The organism is Actinomadura soli (assembly GCF_005889715.1).
In the GTDB taxonomy this organism is placed as follows: Bacteria; Actinomycetota; Actinomycetes; order Streptosporangiales; family Streptosporangiaceae; genus Spirillospora; species Spirillospora soli.
In genome coordinates this window covers 1-4,886 of sequence record NZ_VCKW01000413.1, presented here as the reverse complement: position 1 = coordinate 4,886, position 4,886 = coordinate 1, and the positions used below count along the sequence as shown (strand labels likewise).

5 protein-coding genes are annotated in these 4,886 nt (G+C 72.5%); 3 read left to right on the top strand and 2 right to left on the bottom strand.

Annotation, left to right across the window (positions count from 1 at the left end):
- Positions 1-150 precede the first annotated feature (150 nt).
- Complete coding sequence (locus tag ETD83_RS39415; protein WP_138650331.1) at positions 151-1,737, bottom strand: FAD-binding oxidoreductase; 1,587 nt, start codon at positions 1,735-1,737, stop codon at positions 151-153.
- A gap of 125 nt (positions 1,738-1,862) precedes the next feature.
- Between ETD83_RS39415 and ETD83_RS39410 the strand changes: the two genes are divergently transcribed.
- The gene (locus ETD83_RS39410) at positions 1,863-2,684 is read left to right on the top strand and encodes an N-acetylmuramoyl-L-alanine amidase (protein ID WP_230421496.1); all 822 of its coding nucleotides are present in this window, start codon (positions 1,863-1,865) and stop codon (positions 2,682-2,684) included.
- Between the two features lie 41 nt (positions 2,685-2,725).
- Here ETD83_RS39410 and ETD83_RS39405 read toward each other — a convergent pair whose 3' ends face one another.
- Complete coding sequence (locus ETD83_RS39405; RefSeq protein WP_205718145.1) at positions 2,726-3,163, bottom strand: MarR family winged helix-turn-helix transcriptional regulator; 438 nt, start codon at positions 3,161-3,163, stop codon at positions 2,726-2,728.
- A gap of 65 nt (positions 3,164-3,228) precedes the next feature.
- Here ETD83_RS39405 and ETD83_RS39400 point away from each other — a divergent pair, with 65 nt between their 5' ends.
- Both ETD83_RS39400 and ETD83_RS39395 read left to right on the top strand, forming a co-directional pair.
- Complete coding sequence (locus ETD83_RS39400; protein WP_138650329.1) at positions 3,229-4,293, top strand: substrate-binding domain-containing protein; 1,065 nt, start codon at positions 3,229-3,231, stop codon at positions 4,291-4,293.
- Between the two features lie 40 nt (positions 4,294-4,333).
- Positions 4,334-4,886: alpha/beta fold hydrolase (locus tag ETD83_RS39395; RefSeq protein WP_138650327.1), on the top strand; the 553-nt coding region annotated here is incomplete at its 3' end.

Genomic DNA, 4,886 nt, shown 5'->3' with positions numbered 1-4,886 from the left:
GGGCTGGGCGGTGCGCCGGGTACTTGGGTCGGCGGTGCGCCTGGCGTGGGCGCGCCTCAAGGTTCGGAGGGCACCGGTCCGGGGCCGGAAGGGCCCGGAGCGCCTGAGGGCGGGGGCGCGTTCACGTCGGAAGACGATAGCCGTGTCAGATCAGGCGTGTCCTGACAAATGGGCATCGGGGAGGAGTACTCCGGGGTTGAGGATCCACGCCGGATCGAGGGCCGCCTTGGCGGCGGTGAGCGCGGCGGCGAACGGGCCGGGGCGCTGGCGGTCGTACCAGGGCCGGTGGTCGCGGCCGACCGCGTGGTGGTGGGTGATCGTGCCGCCGTTCGCCGCGATCGCCTCGGACACGGCCGCCTTGATCTCGTCCCACTGGGTGAGCAGGCCGTCCCAGCGGCCGGGCGCGTAGACGCCGAAGTACGGCGCGGGCCCGTCCGGGTACACGTGGGTGAACCGGCAGGTCACGATGCCGTCGCCCGCCACCTCGCGGATCGCCGCCCGCGCCGCGCCGGTGACCGCGCGGTGCAGCCGGTCGAATCCGTCCCAGGTGCAGGCCGTCTCGAACGTCTCGACGATCAGCGAGTGCCGGGCGAGCGCGTCCCGCTGGTAGGGCATCCGCAGGAACGACGAGCGCCAGGTGTCGCCGGGATCGCCGTCCGCGGGCCCGTCGGGGGCCTCGCCACCGTGGTCGCGGCAGATCTCCACGGCGCGGTCCAGGGACGCGCGCACCGGATGGTCGGCGGACTCGAACCCGAACACCAGCACCCCGCCGCCGACGGAGACGCCCGCGTTGACCAGCGCCTCGGCGGCGTCGAGGAGCCGGCAGTTCGCCGGGTTCAGCCCGCTCTGCGCGACGGCCCGGGTCGCCGCCACCGCCGCGCCGTAGTCCGCGAAGCGCACGGACGCCCTGGCCCGCCAGCGCGGACGCTCCCGCAACCGCATCCACGCCTCTGTGATGATGCCCAGCGTCCCTTCGCTGCCAAGGAAGAGGCGGTCCGGGGACGGCCCGGCGCCCGAGCCGGGCAGGCGCCGCGACTCGCCGACCCCGCCCGGCGTGACGACGCGCATCGACTCGACGAGGTCGTCGATGTGCGTGTCCAGGGTCGCGTAGTGGCCGCCGGAGCGGGTGGCCAGCCAGCCGCCCAGCGTCGAGAACTCGAACGACTGCGGGAAGTGCCGCAGCGTCAGCCCGTGCGGCCTGAGCCGGTCCTCCAGGCGCGGGCCGAACACGCCGGCCTGGACGCGCGCAGCCCGGCTCACTGGATCGATCTGCAGGACATCGCCCATCCGGGTCAGATCGACCGTGACCGCCGCGCGGCCGTCCGCGAACCGCGGCTCGATCCCGCCGACCACCGAGCTGCCGCCGCCGTAGGGGATCACGGCGATCCCGTCGCGGCCGCACCAGTCGAGCAGGTCGATCAGGTCCCGCTCGCCGCGCGGCCGGGCGACGAGGTCGGGGACGTGCCGCAGGTCGCCGCGCAGGTTGCGGACCACGTCCCGGAACGCCTTGCCGTGCGCGTGCGCGGCGCGGTCGCCGGGGTCGGCCGAGCAGAGGGCGGCGAGCGCGGCGGGCGCGGAGATCCGGGACGCGGGCAGGCCGAGCGACGCGATGCTCGGCGGTTCATGATCGGTCAGCTCGCCGGGCGCCAGCGCGCGTGCCCGGGCGAGCAGCGCGTCCAGTTCGGCGCCGCGGACCGCGTCCTCGACGTTGCCCCAGCCCCACCACGACCGCGTCATCGCCGCTCCCTCCGCGTCGACTCATCGTCCACGATGCCGCTGCCCCGGACCTGGCTTGTTTAGGCGGCCCCGTGCAGCGCAGATTGTCAGAGGGGGTATGCGAGCCGTCACGGGGGGGTGGCGCGGTGCGGATTCACGGGTGCGGGCCAGCGGCCGCCGGCGCCGGGCTGTGCCTCGCGATGCTGGCCGCATGCGGGGGCCCCGCCGACCGCGAGCCGCCGCCCCGGGCCACGGGCGGGGCGCCGACGACGACCACCGATGGGGCGCCGACGACCACCGCCACCGGTGGATCGGCGGTGAACGGGAAGGTCATCGTCATCGATCCCGGTCACAACGGCGGGAACGCCGACCACCCGGAGGAGATCAACAAGAAGGTCTTCGTCGGCAACGGTTACAAGCCCTGCAACACGGTCGGGACCAACACCCGGGACGGTTACAGCGAGCACGCCTTCACCTGGGACGTCGCCGACCGGCTGGTGCGCGTCCTCCGGGAGCGGGGTGCCATGGTGACGTTGACCAGGAAGGACGACACCGGCGTCGGGCCCTGCGTCACGGAGCGGGCGGCCATCGGCAACCGCCTGCGCGCCGACGCGGCCTTGTCGATCCACGCCGACGGCGCCGAGCCGTCCGGGCACGGGTTCCATGTCATCGAGCCGGTCGCCGTGGGGAAGAACGCGTCGATCGTCGAGCCGTCCCGGAAGCTCGGCACGGCGGTCCGCGACGCCTACCGCTCCGGCACCGGCATCCCCTACTCGACCTATCGCGGACGCGACGGCCTGGACCGGCGCGGCGACCTCGGGGGGCTGAACATGTCCACGGTGCCGGTGGTGTTCATCGAGTGCGGCAACATGCAGAATCCGGGGGACGCGGCCAAGCTGTCCAGCGCCCCGGTGCGGCAGCGCATGGCCGAGGCCCTGGCCGCCGGGTTCGAGAGCTACCTCCGCTGATGCTTTCGCGTGAAAATATTCCGGACGAAAGCAAGGGCGGGTCAGGCCAGCCGCGCGGACATCCTCGTCAGCAGGACGCGCAGCAGCGCCAGCTCCTCCTGGCCCACCGCGTCCTGCACGCCGCGCCACTCGGCCTCGATCGCCGCGGTCAGCCGGTCGAACGACGCGCGGCCCTGCTCGGACAGGAACGCCAGCACCCTGCGCCGGTCGGCGTCGTCGACGCGCCGGAACACCAGCCCCGCCGACACCAGGCGGTCGATCACCTTGGTCAGCGTCGGCGCCGGGAGCAGGGCGAACTCGGCTATCTCGGTCATCGTGTGTCCGGCGCCGTCGGCGAGCAGGGAGAGCACGCGCCATTCCTCGACGGTGGAGCCGGCCGTCTTCAGCGCGGCGGCGAGCCGGGCGGCGATGCCGCGTTCGACCCGCGCGAGCATCCGCGGCAGGTCCAGCTCGTCCTGCGCCATACCTGTTGTAGTCATCGCGAGATACAAGATTACCGTCTTATCGAAACTATTTTGGGCGAGGATCCACTAACGTCCGGGATATGGACGACCTGGACGTCGCCCTGGTGGTGCCGCGTCAGGGGCCCGCGGGACTCTTCGGGCCCTCTGCCGAGCTGTGCGCCCGGCTCGCGGAGGAAGAGATCAACGAAGAGGCGGGCGTGCTCGGCCGCCGCCTCCGGCTGACCGTCGTGGACGGCGGAGCGCCGCCCGCGCGGGTCGCCGGGCAGGTCGGGAAGCTGGTCGGCTCCGGCGCCGTGCAGGCGGTCACGGGCTGGCACGTCTCGACCGTCCGGCAGCGGCTCGTCCCGGAGATCGCCGGCCGCGTCCCGTACGTCTACACGGCGCTCTACGAGGGCGGCGAGCGCTCGCCCGGCGTCTTCCTCACCGGCGAGACGCCCGAGCGGCAGCTCCGCCCGGCGCTGCGCTGGCTGTCGTCCGAGCTCGGCATCCGCCGCTGGACGATCGTCGGCGACGACTACGTCTGGCCGCGCGGCACCGCCCGGGCCGTCCGGTCCTATCTGGCCGAGCAGGACGCGGTGCTGTGCGACGAGATCTACGTCCAGCTCGGCACGAAGGACTTCGGCGAGCCGCTGCGCAGGATCGACACGAGCGACTGCGAGGCCGTCCTGATGCTGCTGGTCGGCGACGACGCGGTGGCCTTCAACCGCGCGTTCGGGGCGGCGGGCCTGGAGCAGCTGCGCTTCAGCCCGCTGATGGACGAGAACATGCTGCTCGCGTCCGGCGTGGAGGGCACCCGCGGGCTGTTCGCCGCGGCGGGGTTCTTCGAGACGCTCCCGACCGGGGACGGCCTGGACTTCGGCGCCCGCTACCACCGGCGCTTCGGCCCGCAGGCGCCGCCGCTGAACAGCATGGGCGAGTCCTGCTACGAGGGCGTGCGGCTGCTCGCCGAACTGTTCCGCCGCAGCGGCGGTGAGCCCGACGTCCGCAGGATGACGGCGCTCTCGGAGGGCCTCGGCTACGACGGCCCGCGCGGCCCCGTCGAGGTCCGCGACCGGCATCTGCGGCAGAAGATGTTCCTCGCCGCCGCGGACGGCCTGGAGTTCGACGTCCTGTACCAGCTTCCCCTCGACCCCCTTGACCATTGATTCCGCACGAAATAGTTTCAGCAGGAACTAAGGGGGGCTTATGGCCACGACGTTCGATCTCGGTGACTTCGTCCTGCAGGGCGGTGCGACCCTGCGCGGGGCGCAGCTGACCTATGAGACCTACGGTGACCTGGCGGAAGACAAGAGCAACGCCATCGTGTATCCCACGTGGTACTCCGGCCGCCATCAGGACAACGAGTGGCTCATCGGCGACGGCATGGCGCTGGACCCGTCCCGTTACTTCATCATCGTGCCGAACATGCTCGGCAACGGCCTGTCCAGCTCGCCCAGCAACACCCCGCCCCCCTACGACCGGGCCCGCTTCCCGAACGTCACCATGTACGACAACGTCGAGGCCCAGTACCGCCTCGTCACCGAGCATTTCGGCATCGAGCGCCTGCCCCTCGTGACGGGCTGGTCGATGGGTGCGGGCCAGACCTACCAGTGGGCCGTCAGCCACCCCGAGATGGTCGACCGCATCGCCCCGTTCTGCGGCTCGTCCCGCTGCAGCCTGCACAACTTCGTGTTCCTCGAAGGCGTGAAGGCCGCGCTCACCGCCGACGCCGCGTTCGAGCACGGCTGGTACACCAGCC

Excerpts from the sequence above, each read along its gene's own strand:
- ETD83_RS39415 (WP_138650331.1), bottom strand. The coding sequence starts at position 1,737 with ATGACGCGGTCGTGGTGGGGCTGGGGCAACGTCGAGGACGCGGTCCGC.
- ETD83_RS39405 (WP_205718145.1), bottom strand. The coding sequence starts at position 3,163 with ATGACTACAACAGGTATGGCGCAGGACGAGCTGGACCTGCCGCGGATG.
- ETD83_RS39400 (WP_138650329.1), top strand. The coding sequence starts at position 3,229 with ATGGACGACCTGGACGTCGCCCTGGTGGTGCCGCGTCAGGGGCCCGCG.